This is a genomic window from Cupriavidus sp. FW305-27, assembly GCF_058787995.1.
This window is the reverse complement of sequence record NZ_JBYTAG010000040.1, coordinates 32,953-53,598: the sequence shown is the minus strand read 5'-3', so window position 1 is coordinate 53,598 and position 20,646 is coordinate 32,953. Positions and strand designations below refer to the sequence as shown.

The 20,646-nt window shown below is 65.5% G+C and carries 18 protein-coding genes; 9 read left to right on the top strand and 9 right to left on the bottom strand.

All coding sequences use genetic code 11. The features are described from left to right. Positions 1–867: a hypothetical protein gene (locus AC3WRI_RS19725; protein ID WP_136227886.1), complete on the bottom strand. Its 867-nt coding sequence runs from the start codon at positions 865–867 to the stop codon at positions 1–3. 551 nt (positions 868–1,418) lie between these two features. After that, positions 1,419–2,195: an NAD(P)H-dependent oxidoreductase gene (locus AC3WRI_RS19720; RefSeq protein WP_492293863.1), complete on the bottom strand. Its 777-nt coding sequence runs from the start codon at positions 2,193–2,195 to the stop codon at positions 1,419–1,421. A gap of 87 nt (positions 2,196–2,282) precedes the next feature. Here AC3WRI_RS19720 and AC3WRI_RS19715 point away from each other — a divergent pair, with 87 nt between their 5' ends. Together AC3WRI_RS19715 and AC3WRI_RS19710 are read left to right on the top strand one after the other, a co-directional pair. Beyond that, on the top strand, positions 2,283–3,176 hold the full coding sequence (locus AC3WRI_RS19715; protein WP_010810826.1) for a LysR family transcriptional regulator: 894 nt from the start codon (positions 2,283–2,285) through the stop codon (positions 3,174–3,176). Between the two features lie 105 nt (positions 3,177–3,281). After that, positions 3,282–3,668, top strand: a complete 387-nt coding sequence (locus tag AC3WRI_RS19710) for a nuclear transport factor 2 family protein (RefSeq protein WP_010810825.1) — start codon at positions 3,282–3,284, stop codon at positions 3,666–3,668. Positions 3,669–3,808: 140 nt separating this feature from the next. Here the strand turns inward: AC3WRI_RS19710 and AC3WRI_RS19705 are convergent, their stop codons facing one another. Further along, positions 3,809–4,234 (bottom strand): RidA family protein, encoded by a 426-nt coding sequence (locus AC3WRI_RS19705; protein WP_018315435.1) that lies wholly within the window; start codon positions 4,232–4,234, stop codon positions 3,809–3,811. 200 nt (positions 4,235–4,434) lie between these two features. Here AC3WRI_RS19705 and soxR point away from each other — a divergent pair, with 200 nt between their 5' ends. After that, positions 4,435–4,950, top strand: coding sequence for a redox-sensitive transcriptional activator SoxR (gene soxR / locus AC3WRI_RS19700; protein ID WP_492293871.1), 516 nt, complete (start codon positions 4,435–4,437; stop codon positions 4,948–4,950). Here the strand turns inward: soxR and AC3WRI_RS19695 are convergent. Beyond that, the gene (locus AC3WRI_RS19695; RefSeq protein WP_058697345.1) at positions 4,913–5,290 is read right to left on the bottom strand and encodes a c-type cytochrome; all 378 of its coding nucleotides are present in this window, start codon (positions 5,288–5,290) and stop codon (positions 4,913–4,915) included. The two genes, soxR and AC3WRI_RS19695, sit on opposite strands and share 38 nt — an antisense overlap. A 178-nt stretch (positions 5,291–5,468) precedes the next feature. Between AC3WRI_RS19695 and AC3WRI_RS19690 the strand changes: the two genes are divergently transcribed. After that, positions 5,469–5,882, top strand: a complete 414-nt coding sequence (locus tag AC3WRI_RS19690) for a hypothetical protein (RefSeq protein WP_492293861.1) — start codon at positions 5,469–5,471, stop codon at positions 5,880–5,882. A gap of 132 nt (positions 5,883–6,014) precedes the next feature. After that, the gene (locus AC3WRI_RS19685; RefSeq protein ID WP_492293859.1) at positions 6,015–6,677 is read left to right on the top strand and encodes a DsbA family oxidoreductase; all 663 of its coding nucleotides are present in this window, start codon (positions 6,015–6,017) and stop codon (positions 6,675–6,677) included. 57 nt (positions 6,678–6,734) lie between these two features. On the opposite strand, the gene AC3WRI_RS19680 is transcribed toward AC3WRI_RS19685, so the two are convergent. The 3 genes from AC3WRI_RS19680 to AC3WRI_RS19670 are packed head-to-tail and all read right to left on the bottom strand — an operon-like array spanning position 6,735 to position 12,618. Further along, a complete protein-coding gene (locus tag AC3WRI_RS19680; RefSeq protein WP_037024712.1) occupies positions 6,735–8,183 on the bottom strand; it encodes a short-chain fatty acid transporter in 1,449 nt (482 codons plus the stop codon). 31 nt (positions 8,184–8,214) lie between these two features. Then, on the bottom strand, positions 8,215–9,159 hold the full coding sequence (lhpI, locus tag AC3WRI_RS19675; protein ID WP_492293858.1) for a bifunctional Delta(1)-pyrroline-2-carboxylate/Delta(1)-piperideine-2-carboxylate reductase: 945 nt from the start codon (positions 9,157–9,159) through the stop codon (positions 8,215–8,217). Positions 9,160–9,189: 30 nt separating this feature from the next. Further along, the gene (locus AC3WRI_RS19670) at positions 9,190–12,618 is read right to left on the bottom strand and encodes a molybdopterin-dependent oxidoreductase (RefSeq protein ID WP_492293856.1); all 3,429 of its coding nucleotides are present in this window, start codon (positions 12,616–12,618) and stop codon (positions 9,190–9,192) included. Positions 12,619–12,714: 96 nt separating this feature from the next. Between AC3WRI_RS19670 and AC3WRI_RS19665 the strand changes: the two genes are divergently transcribed. Next, positions 12,715–13,623 carry a LysR family transcriptional regulator gene (locus AC3WRI_RS19665; protein ID WP_037024715.1) on the top strand — a complete coding sequence of 303 codons (909 nt, stop codon included), beginning with the start codon at positions 12,715–12,717 and terminating at the stop codon, positions 13,621–13,623. A 73-nt stretch (positions 13,624–13,696) separates the two neighbouring features. On the opposite strand, the gene AC3WRI_RS19660 is transcribed toward AC3WRI_RS19665, so the two are convergent. Beyond that, positions 13,697–15,985, bottom strand: coding sequence for a nitric-oxide reductase large subunit (locus AC3WRI_RS19660; protein WP_010810641.1), 2,289 nt, complete (start codon positions 15,983–15,985; stop codon positions 13,697–13,699). Positions 15,986–16,019: 34 nt separating this feature from the next. After that, positions 16,020–16,727: an iron-sulfur cluster repair protein YtfE gene (gene ytfE / locus AC3WRI_RS19655; protein ID WP_492293855.1), complete on the bottom strand. Its 708-nt coding sequence runs from the start codon at positions 16,725–16,727 to the stop codon at positions 16,020–16,022. Between the two features lie 151 nt (positions 16,728–16,878). On the opposite strand from ytfE, the gene norR reads away from it, so the two are divergent. The 3 genes from norR to AC3WRI_RS19640 form a co-directional block, all read left to right on the top strand. Continuing rightward, a complete protein-coding gene (gene norR / locus AC3WRI_RS19650) occupies positions 16,879–18,444 on the top strand; it encodes a nitric oxide reductase transcriptional regulator NorR (RefSeq protein ID WP_492293854.1) in 1,566 nt (521 codons plus the stop codon). Between the two features lie 148 nt (positions 18,445–18,592). Next, positions 18,593–19,021: a polyhydroxyalkanoate granule-associated phasin gene (locus AC3WRI_RS19645; RefSeq protein ID WP_010810644.1), complete on the top strand. Its 429-nt coding sequence runs from the start codon at positions 18,593–18,595 to the stop codon at positions 19,019–19,021. Between the two features lie 209 nt (positions 19,022–19,230). Next, positions 19,231–20,646: histidine kinase N-terminal 7TM domain-containing protein (locus AC3WRI_RS19640; protein ID WP_492293853.1), on the top strand; the 1,416-nt coding region annotated here is incomplete at its 3' end.

Genomic DNA, 20,646 nt, shown 5'->3' with positions numbered 1-20,646 from the left:
TTATCGCTGTTGAAGAGTAGGCGTGGCGGCGGGCTCGCCGGGCTGCACCCGGAAACCTAGGATCAATTCACGTGCCTTACGTTCGTATTCCATCCACTGACTCAACGTACGGGCATCGTATTGGAGATTCACTTCGGCCTTCATTGAGGGATAGAGAGAAAAGCGATGGATGCAGACATTGCGCGGACTTTCCTCGAACGGCTCCCCATTTGCGTTGCATTCAATGAATGACACGTCCTTGCCATCATTCGTAAAGAAGAACAGGCGATCCCTCGATACAACAGGACCACTCGGATAACGCACAATCTCTTCGGATCTGTACTCGGCTAGTCCATAGCGTGTCTCGGGCTGCCGGTCGTATCGCCTATTGCGGAACCTGGCAAGCCCCTTAACTGTGACATGCTGATCGTAGGGATTGCCTAGCACCATCTTTTCTTTATGTACGTTCAGTGATTGATTGGCGCTCACCCCAATCGGCAGCCATTCCTCTGGCCCCTCCATCGACTTCTGCGCTCGGTAGTAACTTGCCTCGTTCGCCGCCGTCCTCGGCGCAAAGTCCGGCAGATGCACCATCAGGGGTAGTGAATTGATCTTCGAAGCAAAGGTGCGCACCGGCGCCTTCCAGTTGCGACGCTCTGGATCAAATACACTCGGATCTCCTTCGTACTCGGTCACCAAGTGGGTGTAGTTCAGCGGGACGGAAACCGGCACACCGCCAAGGTCACCAATAATCGGATCACGTCCCCGTGGAAGATCAAAGGGACCGGCCCATGCAGCCAAGCGCGCATTAATGGCCACCATAGCAACTGCAATGAGCAGCAACATAGGCGCCGCATACATCAGGCAGCGGCGAACTGATCGTTTCATTGATGAACTATTCAACATACTGCAGCCTACTCTTTACTCTCATGATGAGCACATCAGCAGCACCCCAAAAATCTGATTGCGGATATCGTCTTTGGCATGTAATCGTTCCTTACTCTCAAAGCTTGAGTGCAACGCACTCACCCAAGGCCACCAGCGAACCGAAACTTGGGAGAGCGCTGGAACAGGCCCCTAAGAATCCCGGCGCACGCATCATACCAAATCCACTTTCCGGATCATGCGGGAATATTCCCCAAGAACTACCGGAAGATTCGGAAAAGAAATAATAAGATCAGAAATTAAATTCTCTAATACCAGTCCGGGGATCGAGTCCATGCTGGGTCGCGCCAGGATACCGCGAGCGATCCGGCCCACTCCTTTGTTTATGGCAATTGTTTACATTTGCTCTTGACATGTCCTACAGCGCGCTCTTGAACAACTCCAGCGGCACACAGTCGCGATGCTTGTCGTTCGGCTATATTGCAGCGCCGCCCTCAGAATGGGTCGTGGCCGAGCCTGTGCAGTCGATGCCGGGAATAGCGTTGTCGCGGGCCCTATTGCACATGCGCCGCGAACCCCACTGCCCCCGGCTCAACCTCCTCACGCAGCGTCAGTTGCGGAATCCGGTAGTCCCCCGCGTTCTGCCGCCGGAAGGGGATCGGTGCGGTCGTCCCCAGCATATCCAGCCGCTGGCCCAATTCCTCGCGAATCCCCGCAAAGCGCGCCTCATCAACCTTGCTGGTCCGATACACCAGGTACGGCGGCAGCACGTCAAACCCGGGGTAGTACAGGATTCCGTGATGGATCGGGAACAGGATGTCGTCGATCGGGCCATTGATCCCGCGCGGGCTGTAGTGCGACTCCCAGCCGCCGGTCGTGACAATCAGCATGGCACGCTTGCCGGCGAGGCTGCCCTCGCCATAGCGGTCGCCCCAGCGCTCGTCGGAGTGCTCACCCACGCCGTAGGCAAAACCATAGGCATAGACGCGCTCGACCCAGCCCTTCAGGATGGCCGGCATCGAGAACCACCACAGCGGGAACTGCAGGATCACGGCGTCGGCCCAGCGCAGCTTTTCCTGCTCATGCGCAATGTCATCGCTCTGCAGCCCGTTCTCGAAGGCGTGCTTGGAATCCAGTGACGGGTGGAAGGGTGCGTTGCCCGGCTGCGCCTTGGTGTCGGCGCCGTCGAGCTGGGCCTTCCACTGCATCGCATACAGGTCCGAGACCTGGACCTGGTGCCCGGCATCGCGCAAGCGCTGCACGGCAAAGTCGCGGATCGCGCCGTTAAGCGACCTCGGTTCCGGGTGGGCATACACAAGCAATACGTTCATGACAGCGGCTTCCAATGATTGAGTGAACCCAGCATAGGCCGTCGTCAGCTATATTAGAAATGAATATCCAATATCCCAGGTATTGTCATGAATAATCTCAGACGGCTGGACCTGAACCTGCTGGTGACGCTGGATGTGCTGCTGTCCGAGCACAACGTGACCCGCGCGGCGCAGCGGCTGCACCTGTCGCAGCCTTCGGTCAGCGTCCACTTGTCGAGGCTGCGCGATTACTTCGGTGACCCGCTGCTGTTGCCGGGCCCGCGCGGCATGCGTCCCACCGCCAAGGCGGAATCGCTGCGCGAACCGTTGCGCGAAGCGCTGGCCGCGCTGGAGCATGCGGTCTCGTCCGATACGCCGTTCGATCCCGCCGCCTCGACCCACACCTGGCGCGTGGCTGCGACCGACTACGGCGAATCGACCATCGTGCTGCCGGCGCTGCAGGCGCTGCGCATGGCGGCGCCCGGCGCGCGCCTGGCCGTGGTCGAGATGGTGCCGCCGCGCATCGCCCGGCAGGCCGAGCGTGCCGAACTGGACCTGGCCTTCCATACCACCGATGGCTCGCCGCCGGGCCTGCACCGGCGTGCGCTGTTTACCGAGCGCTATGTGCTGGTGGGCCGCGCCGGCCATCCGCGGCTGAAGCGGCGGCCCACGCTGGCGCAGTTCTGCGCGCTCGACCATGTGATTGTGTCGCCGGACGGTGGCGGCTTCTACGGCGTCACCGACGAGGCGCTGGTACTGGCCGGCATGCAGCGGCGTGTGGTGCTGTCAGTGCCCCACTTCCTGTTTGTCACGTCGGCCGTTGCCAGCACCGATCTGGTGGCGATGCTGCCCGAGCGGCTGGTGCGCGGCGTGCCGGGACTGAAGGTGGTGGAACCACCAGTCGAAGTGCCGGGCTATGAGATGTCGATGTTGTGGCCAGAGCGCGTGCATCGCGATCCGGCGCATAGTTGGCTGCGTGAACTCATCGTCACATCGGTCTGAGCGGCGCTGCCTCGCACGTTTGCATACAAAACTGGAATACAATCAGCTCTTTCAACGCTGCGGCATGGGGTGGTACCCGGTGCCGCCCCAGTTTTGGAGGAGACCATGACGTATTCAGAAACGGGCCTGACTTCCCGCCACGTGGCCGCGCTCGCGCCGATCGAGGATTACCTGCAGGGCCATATCACCGGCAAGGCCGAGTTCATGTACAAGGCGTTTGCCGCCGACGCGCGCATCGTCTCGTTCCGTGATGGCAAGCTGCATTCGCTGACGGTCGAGGAATTCGCCTCGGCGCGCTGCCCCGGCCATCCCGCGGCAGACGAGGCGCAGCGCAAGCGCTTTATCACGCAGTTCGATGTGGTGGGCAATGCGGGCGTCGCCAAGGTGGTTCTTGAATACCCGGGCGTGACCTTCACCGACTACATGACGCTGCTGGAGATCGACGGCGTCTGGAAGATCGTCAACAAGACTTTCAGCGCCGCACCGCGCTGAAGATGGGACAGCTGCTGCGGCAAAGCGCCGCAGCGGTGCAGCCCAGGCCCTGCTTTGCGGCAGCAGGCAATCCTGCCCTTCATCCGCTCGCGCCCGACCACGCGCGCCACTTCGGCGATCACGCAGTCGTTGAGTTGCGTTCAGCCCGGCAGCACCGCCGTCGCTTCGATCTCGAACAGCATGTTGTCCAGCGCCAGCCGCGGCACCGGGATCAGCGTGCAGGCCGGCGTTGGCTTGTCGCCCCACATCTCGCGCAGCGCCGCACCGAAGGTGCGCAGGCGGTCGTGCGAGTGGTCGACCACCAGCACCGTGAGCTTGGCCACATCGCCCACGTCGGCGCCTGCCGCTTGCAGCGCGATGCGCAGGTTCTGCATGGCGCGTGCCACCTGGCGCGGGAAATCGAGCGGCAGGCAGCCGGCCGCGTCCTCACCGCCCTGCCCCGCGATATAGACGATGCGGGCCGGGCCTTCCACCATGGCCACATGCGAATAGCCGTTGGGCCGCGGGTCGTACAGGCCCTCGGGATTGATGAGGCTCAGCGAGGGATTGGGGCGGGCAACCGGCATGGTGGGCATTGAAGGCAGCGCGGGCATAGAAGGAGAACGCAAGGATGAGGGCGAGAACGGGAACATGGTCATCAGCTCTGTATTTGAGGCGTGGCGAACAATGGAGTCGCAAGTATCAAACCTCAACCTAGATTGAGGTCAAGCGCAGCCTTGGTGTTAGCATGGGCATTCCTCCGTTCCACTGGTGTCTTCCACTGCCGATGGCCTCCGCGAACAAGCCCCCCTCACCGCGCCGGCGCCGTGCCGCGCCTTCCGAAGAACTGCTCTCCGTCGGCGAAGTCGCCGCGCGCACGGGCATTGCCGTATCCGCCCTGCATTTCTATGAATCGCGTGGCCTGATCGCCAGCACCCGCAGCGGCGGCAACCAGCGCCGCTATGCGCGTGCCGTGCTGCGGCGCCTGGCCGTGATCCGCGTGGCGCAGCGCATGGGGTTGCCGCTGGCGGTGATCGCCGATGCCATGCAGAAGCTGCCGGACGGGCGTGCGCCCACCGCGGCCGACTGGCGCCGGCTGTCGGCGAGCTGGCGCGATGACCTGGATGAACGGATCCGGACGCTCACGCAATTGCGTGACCAGCTGGATGGGTGTATCGGGTGCGGGTGTCTGTCGTTGAAGGCGTGCCCGTTGCGGAACCCGCATGACGCGCTGGCCGGGGAAGGGCCAGGGCCGCATTTCCCGACTACTGCAATGTCTGCAGGTAAGCCAGCAGATCGCTGATCTGCTTGTCGTCACTGAGCCCCCAGAAGCGCATCTTGGTGCCAGGCACGACCTTGCCGGGCGAATGGATGAAGGCACGCAGCGTGTCATGCGACCACACCACCTTTGAAGCGCGCATCGCCTCCGAATACTGGAAATCGCTGGTGCCGCCCGCGGCGCGGCCGTAGATGCCGTTCAGCTGCGGGCCAAAGCCTGCGCGCGCGTTGCGGCCGACGTGATGGCACGAGGCGCAGCGCGTGGCGAAGAGTGCCTTGCCGGCCTGGATATCGGCGGCAGTGGCTGCAGTGGGGATGGCGGTGAAGGCGGTCAGGGCCAGCAGGACAAAGGCGGTACGGCGCATGGAGCAGCTAGGGAAGGAAAGAGCTTCGGCAACGGGGTTGCATGATACAGGCGTAGCCAGGACGTCCCGGCCCTGCAGCGGGGTTACACCACGTCACACTTGCAACACTTCGCGCGCCCCATATTACAGGCCCGCCCCCTACAGTGAGCCCATGTCCAACGCCCCTTGGGAGGCAACCATGAAACGAATCATCGCAATGGCGGTAGCAGGTGGTGCAATGCTGGTGGCCAGCGCCGGGGCGTACGCCGGTGTGAATATCGATATCGGCATCGGCGTGCCGGGCGTGGTGGTGGCCCAGCCGGCGCCAGTCTATCGTCCAGCCCCGGCCTATGCCCCTGCGCCGGTGTATGCGCCGGCTCCGGTTGCCTATGCGCCCGGCCCGGTAGTGGTGGCACCGCGCCCCGTCGTGGTGGCACCGGTCCCGGTACGCTATGACTATGACCGCGGCTATCGCAGCGACTACCACCGGGGCTACTACCGGGAAGGCTACCGCGAAGGCTATCGAGACCACCGCCGCGACTGGCGCGAGCGCGAATGGGCACACCGTCATGGTCACAATGACGGCCACGGCCACGGGCGCCGCTGGGACTGACGGGTTCGTATGGGGCGGGCGCCACGGCCACGGCCGCGGCGCCCGCCTGCAAGGATTCGCCAGTCAGGCTACCCTGTCGGCAATTTCCAGATCCGGGCCGGGGCCATACCCCTGCCCATGCCAGGAGTAGCCATGCCCCAACCCATCAAGATCGACTTCGTCTCCGACATTGCCTGCCCCTGGTGCGCCGTCGGCCTGTCTTCGCTGCAACTGGCGTTGCAGCGCCTTGGCGATGCGGTGGATGCCGAGATCGTCGTGCATCCGTTTGAACTCAACCCGGGGATGCGCCCGGAGGGCGAGGCGATCGTCGACTATCTCGGCAGGAAGTACGGGCGCACCCCGGCGCAGATCGCAGAGACCCAGGCCATGATCCGCGAGCGCGGCGCCGGCGTGGGCTTTCCGTTTGGCGAGCGCACCCATGTCTACAACACCTTCGACGCCCACCGGCTGCTGCATTGGGCGGGCCTGGAAGGCAAGCAGCTGCCGCTGAAGCTGGCGCTGCTGCGCGCTTACCATGCCGATGGCAAGGACCCGAGCAATCACGAGGTGCTGGTCGAAGCCGCGCAGGCCGTTGGCCTGGATGCCGCGGCGGCGCGCAAGGTGCTGGACAGCGATGACTATGCCGATGCGGTGCGCGCGGAAATCCAGGAGTACCAGCGCATGGGCATCCAGTCGGTGCCATCGATCATCTTCAACAACCGCTACCTGGTCACCGGCGGGCAGCCGGTGGAGGCTTTCGAGCAGGCCATCCGTGAGATCGTTGCCGAGGCGCAGCAGCAGCCCGCGAACGGGTGAACCAGCCTCGATCGCAGGGCGACACCTCAGTCGCCCTGCCGACGTTCCTCCCAGGACTCAAGGCATGACCGGCGGATGGTAAGGCAGCGTCGTGGCGAACGCCCACAGCATCAGCAGCACCAGCGGCGTGTGCACCAGCAACTGCGTGAAGGTGAAGCCGACCACATCCTTGGCCCGGATTCCCAGCACGCCGAGCAGCGGCAGCATCCAGAAGGGATTGATCAGGTTTGGCAGCGCCTCGGCCGCGTTGTAGACCTGTACCGCCCATCCCAGGTGGACCTGCAGTTCATTGGCGGCCTGCATCACGTACGGAGCCTCGATGATCCACTTGCCGCCGCCCGACGGCACGAAGAACCCCAGCACGGCCGAATACACGCCCATGACCGCGGAGAACGATTCGGTGGTCGCCATCGAAACAAAGGCCGACGCGAGATGATGGGATAGCGTGGCACCGTCGACTCCGGTCGCTTTGGTCAGGATAAAGGCGATACCACCATACAGCGGAAACTGGATCAGCACGCCTGAGGTCGACGGCACCGACCTGGCCACCGCGCGCAGGAAGCGCTTCGGGCGCCAGTTCAGCAACATGCCGAGCAGCAGAAACAGGAAGTTGTAGGTGTTCAGGTTGGAGATGGCGAGGATCGGGTCCTTTGCGGAAAACTCCTGATAGAGCCAGCTTGCACCCATCGCTACCAGCGCCAGCGTCAGTAGCGGGCTGTATTCCAGCCACTCGCCAGGGCGCGACGGCCGCGCGACGCCTTCGTCGGCATCGTTGAGGTCGACACCCATATCGGCGGCAGTGCGGGCCCGCTCCTCGGTGGGCGCAGAATGGTACGCGATCAGCAGTGACGCGACAATCAGCACGGCGGTCATCACCATCGATTGCCACAGAAAGATCGTTTCAGCGAACGGGATCACCCCGGTGATATCAAGCAGCGACTTCGGCAGGCTGGCAGGATTTGCCTGTAGCTGCGCGGCAGAGGAACTGAGCCCTAGCGCCCACGTTGCGCCCATCCCCAGATAAGCCGCCGCGCTCGCCGCCCGATAATCCACGCGCAAGCCCCCACGCTGGGCAATCGCACGCACCAGCAAGCCGCTGAAGATCAGGCTGATGGCCCAGTTGAGCAGCGACGTCAGCAGGCTCACCAGCGCCACGAACGCGACCGCGCCGCGGGCCGTACGCGGCAGCGATGCCAGCCGCGCGATCAGCATCGACGCCGGCGGCGAGACCGCCACCACATAGCCGGCGATCGCCACGACGGCCATCTGCATCGTGAACGGGATCAGGCTCCAGAAGCCGTCACCGAATGCCTTCGCCACGGCCGGTGCCGGCGCCCCGACCAGCATGGCGCCGAGCGCCACCACCACGACGGCGATCGCGGCAAAGATGTAGGAATCCGGAAACCAGCGCTCTGACCAGTTCGTCACCTGTATGGCCAGGCTCTCCAGGCCGCCTTGCTGCGGCTTGCCGGCATCGGCAAATGCCATCCTCGTTGTCTCTTTCATGCTGAACTCCTTGGCAGTTTCCTTGATCGTTCTAGTTGTTTGCCACGGCTTCGAAACACATCGCCGCGGCGGCAAGATCTTCCAGGGCGGTACCGACAGCCTTGAAGACCGTAATCTCATCGTCTGAAACTCTTCCTGCGTGCTGGGCCCGGCAGAGACCGGCAAGGTCGCTACGGATATCTTCCCGGGCGATCACGCCATTGCCGAGCGGGGACAGCAGGTCGCCCGCCTTGGTTGCCGCCTCGTCCGTATCGACAAATACAGAGGTGCCCGCAAAGCAAGCGTCATCGGTTTCACGCATCGCTGGCGTAAAGCCACCGATCAGGTCGACATGGGTGCCGGGACGAAGGTATTCGCGACGGATCAGCGGCTCGGTCGAAAGCGTCGCCGCGCTGATGACGTCCACGGCGCAGGTGTCCGTCTCGAGCCTGTCCACCACGTATGAGTCGAAGCCATCGCTGCAAAGCTGTTCGGCCAGCCGGCGGCCCTGGGCAGGGTTGATGTCCCACACCCCGACCCGCTCGATCTGCCGAACGCTGCGCCAGGCATACGGCACCAGGCTGGCCACCCGGCCGGCGCCCAGCAAGAGCATGGATCTGGCGTCCTTGCGGCTGAGAAAGGAGGCGCCGAGCGCAGACGCGGCCGCTGTGCGCCGGGACGTGATCTCGTTGCCGTCGATCAGCGCCAGTGGCTTGCCGGTCTCCACGCTGTAGAGGATGTAGGTCGAGAACAGTCCCGGCAGCGAGCGCCCGGCGTTGCCGGGATAGATCGAGACGGTCTTGACGCCCAGGTATCCCTGCGACGGGCTCCAGGCCGGCATCAGCAGCAGCGTCCCCTGCTGGCCCTGCGCAGTGGTGACGGTATGGTTATGCCGCAGCGGCACCTCGCAGCCAGAGGCGAACGCTTCCTTGAGTGCATCAACAAGCCGGTCAAACGGGAGCGACGCGCGCGCTCTCTCTGCATCGATATTCAGCATGGTGTTATCGGGTCAGAAGTAGAAAGGGAATCAGGCATCGATTACCAGGTCACTGGCCGGCACGGCCTGGCACGCGAGACAAACACCGGGGTCATCGGGTACCTCGCCTTGCAAGTGGTGCGCCGACCCGGAAACGATCCTGACGGCACAGCTTTCGCATTGCCCGACGCGGCACCCGCTGGGCAAGCGCACGCCACGCGCCTCGGCAAAGCCGAGCAGAGCGCCGTCCTCGGAACGCCATTGGTGGACGACCCCCGACCTGCGGAAATGCACCTGGAATGCCTGTCCGTGCTCGATCTTCGCGACAGCCGGAGAGCGAAAGATCTCCTTGTGGATATCGAAGTGCGGCACGCCTCTGGCGGCCATGCCCTCGGCGAAGGCAGTCATCATCGGAACCGGGCCGCACATGTAGATCAGCGGGCGCAAGGCGAGCAGCGCTTGCGGGACCGCGTCGGCGGATACGCGCCCATGCACGTGGAAGTCGCGCCCCGCGATGTCCCCGTCAGCCGGCGCATCGTAGAAATTGACCACGGACAGCGTGGGGATCGCCGCTTCCAGTTCGCGAATCCTGCGCTTGAAGGCGTGCGTCGCACCGTTCTGGTTGGCATAGAGCAGCAGGATCCTGGGCGGCTCCGTCTGGCCGGCCAATGACTCCAGCAAGTTGATGAAAGGCGTGATGCCGATGCCGCCGGCAAGCAGCACAAGGGGCCGCGCGGTACGGGTCGGCATGACAAAGGTGCCGCCGGGCGCGCGCAGTTCGACAACGTCGCCGACTGCGAGCTGTTGGTTGATGAACGATGAGGCGCGGCCGGACACCAGTTCACCATTGGCGAGCCGCGCCACTGCCTGTCGCACCGAGATCGAATAGCACTGACGGTCAGCCATGATCGCGGGTCCGGTCAGCGAGTAGGACCGGATCACCTCCTGCCGCGCGCCGCCGATGAACAACCGGATGGTCGCGTGCTGGCCCGGCAGAAAATCGGGCAGGCGGCCGCCATCGATGGGCGCCATGTACACCGATGTGACATCGGCGGCTTCCTTGCGCAACGCCACCACGCGGAACGCGCGGAAGCCTTCCCACGGCCGGCGCCGGATATCGAAAGCGGCTTCGCGCTCGATGCTGCAGCGATAGGCGCGCAACGGCGACGAACCGCTGACCGGGTCCTGGCGCTGGGCATCGATCAGCCCGTTGAAGTTGACACTGTCCGCGCCACGCACGGCGAGCGGTGCTTGCCCCATCGCGTCGCAGCGTTGCCACCAGCCGTACTCGCCCACCAGCACGGCGGGATGCAGGCCCGGATCGATGCGTGCCGTGAACAGTGCACTGCCGCCCGGCGTCGAGACGCGCACGGGGTCGCCGCTGCGGATGTCCCGTGCCGCGGCGGCTTCCCTGGAGATGTCGAGCCGCGGCAGCATCGCCTTGCGCCGCAAAGACGCGACACCGCGCTGCTGGCTGTGGCAGTAGTAGCCATTCTTTGCCGACGTCAACACATAGGGGAACGCAGATTGCGCGGTATCTCCCTGTTCAACCGAAGTTTCCTGGTAGCCGGGCAAAGGCGAATAGCCATGCGCGAGCAGCCGTTCGGAGTACAGCTCGACCAGGCCTGTCGGCGTATTGAAAGGCCTGGCGGATTTGCCCATTCGGTAATTCATCTCGGTGTCCTCGACCGGGATGCGTACCCCTTCCGGCTTGCGGCGAAGCGCTGCCACGGTCAACCTCATCGGCGCGAGCATGTAGTCCCAGCCGGCTTCCAGACTTGCGCCGAAGAAGGCTTCCTGCAGCCCGATGCGCGCCGCCAGCGCAAACACGATTTCGTTGTCTGAGCGCGCCTCGCCGCGCGGCGGGACCATGCGCTGGCGCAACTGCACCAACTGCTCAGCCTCGGCAGAAACCTCGAAGCCGATGCGCAGCCCCTCGCGTTCCCATGGCGTGCTCACGGGCAGCAGGATGTCCGCATACTTTGCGCTCGGGTTCTCGAACAGATCGCAATGCACGTAGAACGGCAGTGCGCGCAGTGCCTGCTCACCCATTGCCACATCCGGCTGCGAGAGCAGCGGATTCGTGCCGAACGCGATCAGCGTCGTCACCGCATAGGGCTTCTTGTCGGTGATGGCGCGATACAGGTCGCGCGCGGTGATCCAGCCCTGCGCGGGCGGCCCCAGCGGGCGTTCGGACAATCCCAAGGCCTTGCGCCTCTGCTCCGGGCTAAGCAGGTCCAGGCGGCTCACCGCATTGAACGGCGGCTTCTGGTAAATGCGGTTGCCACCGCGCCGGTCGAAGCTGCCTGTCAGCGTGTAGAGGCAGGCAATCGCACGCTCGGTCTGCGTGGCGTTCTCATGCTGGCCGACGCCGGACCAGGCGTGATAGGCAACGCGCCGTGCCGCGCCGATCATGTTCGCGGCATGGCGGATATCGCCCTCCGGAATCCACGTCAGCCGGGCCGCGCGATCGGCGGGATAGCGCGCGCATTCCGCCGCATAGAGCTCGAACGCCGGTTGGCACAGCAGCGTGGCCTGCTCATGGCGATCGGCAACGGTCACCTCAAAGGTTCCGCGCAGCGCGATGCGGTTGGGATCATGACACTGGCCGCCCGCCGGCATGGCCGTGTGCTGGTGGGCGTCCCAGACGACAAAGGCGTCTGCCTGCCCGAGACCGATGTCGCGCCCGCGCAGCAAGGCGCCATTGTCCTTGCGTACCAGCAGCGGACCGTTGGTCCATTGCCGCACGAAATCGGTATCGAAGGCATTGGCCTCGATCAGCAGGTTGGCCAATGCCATGGCCAGCACGGCGTCGCTGCCAGGTTTCACGCGCAGCCATTGATCAGCTTCTTCCGCCAGCCCGGTCTGCCGCGGGTCGACCACGATCAGCCTGGCGCCGGCGGCCCGTCCGGCGCCGATGGCCTCTGCCTGCGACAGCCACGTGTTGGCGGGATTGTGTCCCCACAGAAGGATCAGTTCGGCATTGCGGTAATCCGCCGTCGGCATCCCGCAGCCGAAGGTAAAGGCATGCGCGAAGTCCTTGTGCCAGTTGCAGATCTCGGTCGCGTAGCAGATGTTGGGGCTGCCATAGAGGCGGACGAAACGCTCGATCCAGTCGATGCTATCCGACAGCGCCGTGCCACTGGGTGTGGTCACGGCGAAGGCAACCGACTCCGCACCCAGCGTGGTGCGCGCCTCAATCAGGCGCGCCGCGATCTGAGCGAGCGCCTCCTCCCATGAAATGCGCACCCACCCTGGATCCGCTGCGTCTTTTGGGTTCGTCCTGCGCATCGGGTGCAACAGCCGCTCGGCGCTGTGCACGAGTTCGGGCGCTGCCTTTCCCTTGAGGCACATCGCTTTGCCCGTGGGGTGTTCGCCATCCGGGCGGACCGCAACGAGGATGTCTTCCTTCACGACATTGATCGTTCCGCAGCGGGAACGACACAGCGTGCAAAAACCCTTCTGTTCGACTTCGCTCATCGCCACTTCCAGCAACTTGTATTCGTGCTGGATGCTAGCTAGCATGGGGCGATATAGCTAATTCATAGTTCTGACATTGCAATATCGGAAAAATCGATGCTCCCAACCTTGAAACAGATACAGCACTTTGTGGCAATTGCTGAGACGGGCCAGGTGTCGCGAGCGGCGCAACGCTGCAATGTTTCGCAATCGTCCATGACTGCCTCACTCAAGGGATTGGAAGACGTCGTAGGCGCCCCGCTGTTCTCCCGGCACGCAGCCGGCGTAAAGCTGACCGCGGCCGGCATCCGCTTCCTGCGGCATGCCCAGCAGATCGAGGCGGCGGTACGGGATGCCGTCAGCGCTGCGTCGGTGACCCCCAGCACGGTAGCAGGCGCCATCCGCCTCGGTGTCACCGAGACCATCACGGCGTACGTGCTGCCCAAGCTGCTGCCGGCGCTTGAACAAAAGTTTCCGCTACTCGAGCTCGAAATCTTGGAAAGGCCTCGCGGCGATATCGAGGCCGATATCCAGGCCGGCAAGCTCGACCTGGCATTGCTGCTGGTTTCCAACCTGCCGGAGATGCATCACATCGGCTGCGAAACCCTGCTTCGGTCGCCGCGGCAACTCTGGGGCCATCCTGACCATCCCCTGATGCAGCTCGAGCAGATCAGCCTGACGGACGTGGCGCGGCACGACTACATACTGCTCGACATGGACGAGCATATTGCCACCGTGATCAAGTACTGGGGGCAGTACGGGCTCACGCCGAGCGTCCGCCTGCAAAGCTGCTCGATCGAAGCCGTCCGCAGCCTGGTAGCGGCGGGACGCGGCGTCTCCATCCTGTCCGATCTGGTCTACCGGCCGTGGTCACTGGAGGGCCAGCGCATCCTGCGCCGCAGCCTTTCCGACCGGGTCCCATCCATGGATGTCGGCCTGATCTGGAGACTCGATCCAGGACCTGACGAGCACACGCATGCGCTGCGGGAGTTCCTGAGGATCGCGCTGCTGGAGACCATGCGTTAGACGTGTTGGCAATAAAATGCGGCCCGCCGCGTACCCCCGGCGGGCCAAGCACTGCTTCTCGTTAAACTGGACTTCAGCGCACCGCCGTCTTCATCCGCGCCGGCACCGCATCCGCCGCCAGCGGCGTACGATTCGCCAGCCCCAGCACCACCTGCCAGGCAAACGACACCGCGCCGACGATAAACACCACGTCGCCGAAGGTGCGCACCCAGCGCAGGGTCTGCAGGATGGGCTGCTGCATGAAGGCCTCGCTGCGCGCATACCAGGTGCCATGCTCGACGCTGGCCAGGAACTGGATGATGCCGATCGGCAGCAGGCTGGTGCCGATCATCAGCACCAGGCCGAGGTTCAGCCCCCAGAAGGCGGTCTTCATCAGCGTTGGGCTGAGCCGGTAGGCCGGGCGCACGTAGCGCAGCACCAGCAGCGTGAAGCCCAGCGCCAGGAACCCGTACACCCCGAACAGCGCGGCATGGGCATGCACTGGCGTGGTGTTCTGTCCCTGGATGTAGTACAGCGCGATCGGCGGGTTGATCATGAAGCCGAACACCCCGGCGCCCAGCATGTTCCAGAACGCCACCGCGACAAAGCACATCAGCGGCCACTTCAGGTCTGCCATCCACGGCGCGCGCCGCTTCAGGCTCCAGTTCTCCCAGGCCTCATGGCCCAGCACGATCAGCGGCACCACTTCCAGCGCGCTGAAGGCAGCGCCCACTGCCATCACGGGCGTGGTGGTGCCGGCAAAGTACAGGTGGTGGAAGGTGCCGGGAATCCCGCCCAGCATGAACAGCGAGGCCGAGGCCAGGCTGGCGGCCGTTGCCATCGGGCGCGACACCAGGCCCAGCGTGGAGAAGATGAAGGCCAGCGCGGTGGTGGCAAAAACTTCGAAGAACCCTTCCACCCACAGGTGCACCACCCACCAGCGCCAGTACTCCATCACCGTCAGGCTGGTGCGTTCGCCGTAGGCCAGGCCCGCGCCGTAGAACAGGCCGATTGCCACCACCGACGAGGTCAGCAGCGCCAGCAGGTTGCGGTCGGTGCCGCGCGCGCGCAGCGCCGGCAGGATGCCGCGCATCATCAGCACCAGCCAGATCAGGATGCCGGCGAACTTGCCGATCTGCCACAGCCGGCCCAGGTCGACATACTCATAGCCCTGGTGGCCCAGCCAGAAGTTCAGGTGGGCAGGCAGCTTCTGCGCGATCGCCAGGTAGTTGCCGGTGAACGATCCCACCACCACGACCACCAGTGCCCAGAACAGGACTTCGACGCCCAGGCGCTGGTACTTCGGGTCCTTGCCGCCGTTGATCAGCGGCGCGAGGAACAGGCCCGCGGCCAGGAAGCCGGTGGCGATCCAGAACAGCGCGCTCTGGATATGCCAGGTGCGCACCAGTGCGTAGGGGAACCACTGCGAGACGTCGATGCCGTAGAACTTCTGGCCTTCGACGGTGTAGTGCGCGGTAAAGCCGCCCAGGAACACCTGGAACACGAATAACGCCACCACCAGGAACAGGTACTTGCCGAGCGCGCGCTGCGACGGCGTCAGCGCCACGGCCAGCAGCGGATCGCGTGCCGGCGCCTGCGGCGGCGCGTCTTCCTTGCCGCGCAGGAAGGCCCATGCCCATACCAGGAAGCCGACCCCGGCCAGCAGCACCACCACGCTGATTACCGACCACACCACGTTCTCGCTGGTGGGCTGGTTGCCGATCAGCGGCTCGTGCGGCCAATTGTTGGTGTAGGTGGCTTCGTGCCCCGGGCGCGCGGTCGATGCGGCCCACGCGGTCCAGAAGAAGAAGTGCGTGAGTTGTTCGCGGCGCTCGGCGCTGGGCAGCGTGTTCTCCTTCATCGCGTAGTGCTCGCGCGTGGTGTGCAGCGCCGGCGCGTCGGAGAAGAGCTGGTCGTAGTAGGCGGCGGTGTCGGCAATGGCCTGCGCGCGGCGCTTCGACACGGTCAGCACGTTGGTGGCCGGATCGGTGGCATTGCCGCGGTACTCGGTGCGCAGCTGCTCGCGCAGCGCGGCCTGCGCCGGCGCGTCGAGTTGCGCATAGGGCCGGCCGTTGGCGTCCTGCGCGGCCAGCTCCAGCCACGCGCTCAGTTCGCGGTGCAGCCAGTCGGCGGTCCAGTCCGGCGCCTGGTAGGCGCCGTGGCCCCAGATGGAGCCCAGCTGCATGCCGCCCACGGATTGCCAGGCGGTCTGGCCGTCCAGGATCTCTTCACCGGTGAAGAGCGTGCGGCCCTCGGTCGTGACGACCTTGGCCGGCATTGGCGGGGCCTGCCGGTACACCTCGACGCCGTAGTAGCCGAGCAGGGAGAACGTGACCGCCAGCACGGCGATCAGCAGGAACCAGAGTCTGCGGTAGGAACCCATGATGCGAAGTCGTTGGTTATGGTGGCGGGAGGGCTCAGGCGTGCGTCGAGCAACCGCAGCTAGTGGCTTGCGCGGCGGCGGTGGCGACCTCGAACAGCACGTTGTTTTCCAGGTGGATGTGTTCCATCAGGTCTTCGCGCAGCGTGCGCAGGCCCAGGTAGAGCGCGCGCCAGGTATTGCAGGCCGCGCGCGGCAACGTGATGTCGTTGGTCAGCGCCGCCAGCCGCTGCAACGCCACGCCGTGGTCGTCATGCTCGGCGCGCATCACCGTGATCGGCCGGCCCGCGGCGGCATGCAGGCCGCGCGACAACATCGGGAACAGCACCTGCTCTTCCTTCTGCATATGCGTTTCCAGCTCGCCCAGCATCTCGCTCAGGTGGTCGGCCAGGCCAAGCGGGCAATCGGGCCGGTCACCGTGCACCTGCTCGACGCGCCGCGCCAGGCGGATCAGCTCGGGCAACTGCTCGCGGTGGCGCGCATGGAAGCGCGTGAGGATATGTTCGATCAGCTCGGCCGGCGCCGCCGTGTTCCAGTCCTGTGCCGACGACCCTTCGTCCTGCAGCGCGCGCAGTTGGGCGTCGATGGTGCCGACGGCAGCCGCATCGAGACCCTTTTGCTGCGCGGCGTCGCGCAGGGTCTGCTTGCCTCCGCAGCAGAAGTCCAGCCCGTAGCCGTGGAAGATCCGGGTGGCACCAGGGATCAGGCGGGCCAGTTGGCCAAGCGAGTGGTCCTGCAAGGTCATGATGGTTGCTCCATGTGTAAGTTATGCCTGCACGACTTACGCGAGGAGCGTGCCTGAAAAAAACCTATCCAGATCAATGGGTTGAAACACTGACGGTAATTAGTACCCTATACTTCTCGCGGTACTTATCACCCTGATGGTATTTTTAACCATGCTACCGAGCGCGATGTATCCCGAGTTGCTGGCCGACCTTGTCACCGACCTGCCGCATGCGGTGCGCCTGCAGCGGCTGGTCAGCATGCTGCGCACGCATTTCCGCTGTGGCGCGGTGGCGCTGCTGCGGCTGGAAGTAGACCACCTGCGCCCCGTTGCGGTCGATGGCCTGGTGCGCGATGCGCTGGGCCGGCGCTTTGCGGTCGGCCTGCACCCGCGCCTGGCCGCGATCCTGGCGCGGCGCGGGGTGACCTGCTTCCATCACGACAGCATGCTGCCCGACCCATACGACGGCCTGATCGACGAGCACGTTGGCGAGCCGCTGCCGGTGCACGACTGCATGGGCACCAGCCTGGCCGTGGACGGCCAGCCCTGGGGCGCGCTGACGCTGGATGCGCTGGCGATCGGCACCTTCGATGCCGCGGCCCAGGCCGAGCTGCAGCGGCTGACGGTGATCGTGGAAGCGGCCATCCGCACCACCCGGCTGGAAGGCGAGATCCGCGCGCTGCAGCTGGCACGCGGCACGCCCGAGGCCGACGAAGGCACGGCCCAGCATGGCGACATCGGCGGCGAGATCATCGGCCAGAGCGAGGCCATCGCCAACCTGCTGCATGAGCTGGAGGTGGTGGCCGATACCGACCTGCCGGTACTGCTGCTGGGCGAGACCGGGGTGGGCAAGGAGCTGTTCGCGCACCGGCTGCACCGCCAGTCGCGCCGGCGCGCGCAGCCGCTGGTGCATGTCAACTGCGCGGCGCTGCCGGAGTCGCTGGCTGAAAGCGAGCTGTTCGGCCACGCGCGCGGCGCGTTCTCGGGCGCGACCGGCGAGCGCCCGGGACGCTTCGAGGCCGCCGACGGCGGCACCCTCTTCCTCGATGAAGTCGGCGAACTGCCGCTGGCGATCCAGGCCAAGCTGCTGCGCACGCTGCAGAACGGCGAGATCCAGCGGCTGGGCTCGGACCGCCCGCGCCGCGTCAACGTGCGCGTGATTGCCGCGACCAACCGCAACCTGCGCGAGCATGTGCGCGACGGCTCGTTCCGCGCCGACCTGTACCACCGCCTGTCGGTCTACCCGATCCCGATCCCGCCGCTGCGCGAGCGCGGCAACGACGTGCTGCTGCTGGCCGGGCGCTTCCTGGAGCTGAACCGCGCGCGCCTGGGGCTGCGCAGCCTGCGGCTGTCAGGCGGTGCGCAGGATGCGCTGCGCAGCTACCGCTGGCCCGGCAACGTGCGCGAGCTGGAACACGTGATCAGCCGCGCGGCGCTGCGTGCCGTCAGCCGTGGCGCGGGCCGCAATGACATCGTGACGCTGGAGCCTGAACTGCTCGACCTCGACGGACTGGAAGTGCCCGCGGCACACCATGCCGGCGCCGGCATGGCCAGCGCGTTCGCCGCCCCGGCGCTTGCTGCAGGCATCACCCTGCGCGACGCGGTCGAGCAAACCCAGCGCGCCTGCATCGAACAGGCATTGAAGGACCAGGGTGGCAATTGGGCGCAGGCAGCGCGCCAGCTGGGTATCGATGCCAGCAACCTGCACAAGCTGGCCAGGCGGCTGGGGTGCAAGTGACTGACACACTCGGGTACCAGGATGCCGACATGGCGATGCGCGCCGTTACCGCATAAGCTAGTCCGGGTGTGCCGCCCGCATGTCGGCATCGCCGTGTGCAGCAACTGCCGCCCCGCTGCGCGCACGCCCACCACCGGAGATTCCCGTGATGATGACCGCAATGCAAACCTTCTGGCCGCTCGGCTTCCGGCCGTTTCCCACCTTCTTCTCCGGCGCGCAGCAGGTCGAGGCCATGCAGGCCGACCTGGCGGACAACTGGCGCCGCATGGCCGAACTCAACCTGGAGTTCGCCCGCACCATGTATGAGGAGTTGCAGTTCGATGCCATGGGCGCGATCCTCGCGCCGGAGCCAGAGGCCTTCTATGCGCGCGAGATTGCCTGCGAGCTGCCGCTGATCGGCGGCCCGCTGCACTATGCATCGGCCATGCTGGAGCTGTACGCCCGGGCCCAGCAGAAGTGGATCGATGGCTGGGGCCACCTGCTGACGCGGGGCCTGATGCCTGACTGGCAAGACATGCAAAAGGACGTCACCGACGTCCCCTTCTGGCTGGTCCGCGAAACCCCGCGGCCGGCATGACCCGGCCGCCCCCGCCTTGCGCCGTCGCGGCGATCATCCCGATCGGTTCGCCCGGCGCCAGGTAGTGGCGCGCGCGCACCCCTTGCCTGCCACCTGTTGCATCGGCGCACCCACTGCCAAGCCAGCCGCGCAGCCCGGTATCATGCTGGCTGACGAGATCGCGGATCGCCGGAACCAACGCCCGGGTCTCGGGACGCGCTCCGCCTTCAATGCCCTCATATTCCCTGGTTCTCCTGCTTACCGTCGCCGTGGTCGCCTGCATCGGCATGGCCATCGCCACCTGGCCGCGGCGCGACGATCCGACCGTCCAGGCGTTCCTGGTGCTGGCATTCGGCGCGGCGACCTGGAGCGGCGGCCGCCTGCTCGAGATCAGCTCCACGGACCTGGAAGGGCGCATCCTGTGGGCCAAGATCCAGTACCTCGGGATCGTCGCCGTGCCGATCGGTTGGCTGGTGGCGATGGTGCACCTGAGCCGCCCGCGCTATGTGGTGCCCTGGTCCAGGCTGTGGCTGCCCGTGCTGGTGGCCGTGGTCACCGTGGTGATGGTCTTCACCAACGAGCGCCACCGGCTGATCTGGCCGCGCATCACGCTGATGCCTCCCGGCGTACTGCCCGGTGCGGTGTTCGACCATGGCATCGGCTATGCCGCGGTGGCGGCCTGGTCGTACCTGCTGCTGGGGGTGAGCCTGCATTTCCTGGTGACGGCCGAAGTGCCCAACGGGGCCTTGTCGCGGCGGGGCCGCGCCATCCTGGCGTCGGGCCTGGCCTTGCCCCTGGTTGCCAATGTCGCCTACCTCAACCGCTGGACCGGGCCGCTGGGCGGGGACCTGACGCCGGCGACGTTCTCGCTGATGGCGGCGCTGGTCTGGTTCTGCGCGCTGCGCACGCACCTTGACGATATCGGCCACTACGCCCGCCTGCAGGTGTTCGATGCCCTCAGCGAGGGCTGCGTGATCGTCGACAGCCATGGCGCCATCGTCGAATTCAACCCGGCCGCCGCGCAGCTTTGGCCGGCCCTGCGCCGCGGCGACCCACTGCCCTCCGGCTGGGAAACCGCGCTGCAGCACTCGCCTGCCGACACTGCCAGCCTCGCGGCCACGCCTTTCGTGCCACCGGGCGCGCCCTTCGAGCTTACCGTGGAGCGTGTCGCCCGCCTGGACGGCAGGCAGATCGGCAGCCTGCTGTTTTTGCGCGACATCAGCCGCTTCCAGTCGCGCGAGCTGGCCCTGACCGCGCGGCTCGGCCAGACCGAAGAGCAGTTGTGGCAGGTGCAGGCCGACCTGGACATCGACGCCCTGACCGGCATCCGCAACCGGCGCTACTTCCAGCGCGAGTCGATCGCGGCCGTGACCCGGGCGTGCGAGCGCAGCCAGGCGCTGGGTCTGCTGATCCTGGATGTGGACCAGTTCAAGCAATACAACGACCTGCATGGCCACGTGGCCGGCGACGACTGCCTGCGGCAGATTGCCGGCGCCCTGGCCCGCACGCTCTCCGGCGAGCAGTTCTGCGCCCGGCTGGGCGGCGAGGAATTCGCGGCGGTGCTGCCCGGCGCCACGCGTGAAGAGACCCGTGACGTGGCGCGCCGCATGGTGGCCGTTGTGCGCGATCTCGGCATCGCGCACAAC

Excerpts from the sequence above, each read along its gene's own strand:
- AC3WRI_RS19725 (WP_136227886.1), bottom strand. The coding sequence starts at position 867 with ATGAAACGATCAGTTCGCCGCTGCCTGATGTATGCGGCGCCTATGTTG.
- AC3WRI_RS19720 (WP_492293863.1), bottom strand. The coding sequence starts at position 2,195 with ATGAACGTATTGCTTGTGTATGCCCACCCGGAACCGAGGTCGCTTAAC.
- AC3WRI_RS19715 (WP_010810826.1), top strand. The coding sequence starts at position 2,283 with ATGAATAATCTCAGACGGCTGGACCTGAACCTGCTGGTGACGCTGGAT.
- AC3WRI_RS19710 (WP_010810825.1), top strand. The coding sequence starts at position 3,282 with ATGACGTATTCAGAAACGGGCCTGACTTCCCGCCACGTGGCCGCGCTC.
- AC3WRI_RS19705 (WP_018315435.1), bottom strand. The coding sequence starts at position 4,234 with ATGCCGGTTGCCCGCCCCAATCCCTCGCTGAGCCTCATCAATCCCGAG.
- soxR (WP_492293871.1), top strand. The coding sequence starts at position 4,435 with ATGGCCTCCGCGAACAAGCCCCCCTCACCGCGCCGGCGCCGTGCCGCG.
- AC3WRI_RS19695 (WP_058697345.1), bottom strand. The coding sequence starts at position 5,290 with ATGCGCCGTACCGCCTTTGTCCTGCTGGCCCTGACCGCCTTCACCGCC.
- AC3WRI_RS19690 (WP_492293861.1), top strand. The coding sequence starts at position 5,469 with ATGAAACGAATCATCGCAATGGCGGTAGCAGGTGGTGCAATGCTGGTG.
- AC3WRI_RS19685 (WP_492293859.1), top strand. The coding sequence starts at position 6,015 with ATGCCCCAACCCATCAAGATCGACTTCGTCTCCGACATTGCCTGCCCC.
- AC3WRI_RS19680 (WP_037024712.1), bottom strand. The coding sequence starts at position 8,183 with ATGAAAGAGACAACGAGGATGGCATTTGCCGATGCCGGCAAGCCGCAG.
- lhpI (WP_492293858.1), bottom strand. The coding sequence starts at position 9,159 with ATGCTGAATATCGATGCAGAGAGAGCGCGCGCGTCGCTCCCGTTTGAC.
- AC3WRI_RS19670 (WP_492293856.1), bottom strand. The coding sequence starts at position 12,618 with ATGAGCGAAGTCGAACAGAAGGGTTTTTGCACGCTGTGTCGTTCCCGC.
- AC3WRI_RS19665 (WP_037024715.1), top strand. The coding sequence starts at position 12,715 with ATGCTCCCAACCTTGAAACAGATACAGCACTTTGTGGCAATTGCTGAG.
- AC3WRI_RS19660 (WP_010810641.1), bottom strand. The coding sequence starts at position 15,985 with ATGGGTTCCTACCGCAGACTCTGGTTCCTGCTGATCGCCGTGCTGGCG.
- ytfE (WP_492293855.1), bottom strand. The coding sequence starts at position 16,727 with ATGACCTTGCAGGACCACTCGCTTGGCCAACTGGCCCGCCTGATCCCT.
- norR (WP_492293854.1), top strand. The coding sequence starts at position 16,879 with ATGCTACCGAGCGCGATGTATCCCGAGTTGCTGGCCGACCTTGTCACC.
- AC3WRI_RS19645 (WP_010810644.1), top strand. The coding sequence starts at position 18,593 with ATGATGACCGCAATGCAAACCTTCTGGCCGCTCGGCTTCCGGCCGTTT.